The organism is Treponema endosymbiont of Eucomonympha sp. (assembly GCF_001028545.1).
On record NZ_BBPW01000316.1, the window covers coordinates 1 to 768 of the forward strand.

1 pseudogene is annotated in these 768 nt (G+C 57.8%); it reads left to right on the plus strand.

Annotation, left to right across the window (positions count from 1 at the left end):
- Positions 1-179: 179 nt before the first annotated feature.
- A pseudogene (locus tag AWU74_RS06795) lies at positions 180-768 on the plus strand (xylose isomerase); the annotation flags it as partial.

Below are 768 nucleotides of genomic sequence, written 5' to 3' on the forward strand. Positions count from 1 at the left end.
GCGAGCATATCGAAATCGACGAAAGCGGCAGCATTCGTCCAGACGCAGGGGCAGTCGCCGCCTATGACAAAGCCTACGCGGAATACAACCGGTACCTGAAAGCGCTCGCGCCCTTGTATCAATAACGGGGTCCGTCGCTTTATATATAAAAAACAATCACGCAACTGAAGGAGTTTTATATGGCAAACTATTTTATCGGCAACAGAGAGTATTTCCCCGGCATCGGGAAAATTCCGTATGAAGGGCCGGGGTCCAAAAACCCGCTCGCGTTCAAGCATTACGACGCGGAAAAAACAGTCAGCGTCGACGGCAGCGGCAAAAAGATGAAGGATATCCTTCGCTACACCGTCGCCTACTGGCACAGCTTCTGCGGCGACGGCGCAGACCCATTCGGCGCGGCGACGCACCTGTTCCCGTGGAACAGCACGGCGGACGCGGCGCAGAACGCGGTGAACAAAGCGGACGCAGCGTTCGAGTTTATAACTAAAATCGGCGCGCCCTTCTATGCGTGGCACGACCGCGACATTGCGCCGGAAGGCAGAAATCCCGACGAATCGGCGGCGAACCTCGCCAAAATGGTGGACGAACTGAAGAAGCGGCAGGACGCGACCGGCGTGAAGCTCCTGTGGGGCACGGCAAACGTGTTTACCAACCCGCGCTTCATGAACGGCGCGGCGACGAACCCCGACTTTGCGGTGGTGGCGCACGCGGCGAATCAGGTGAAGCACGCAATAGACGGCACGATTAAGCTGGGCGGGCAGGGTTACA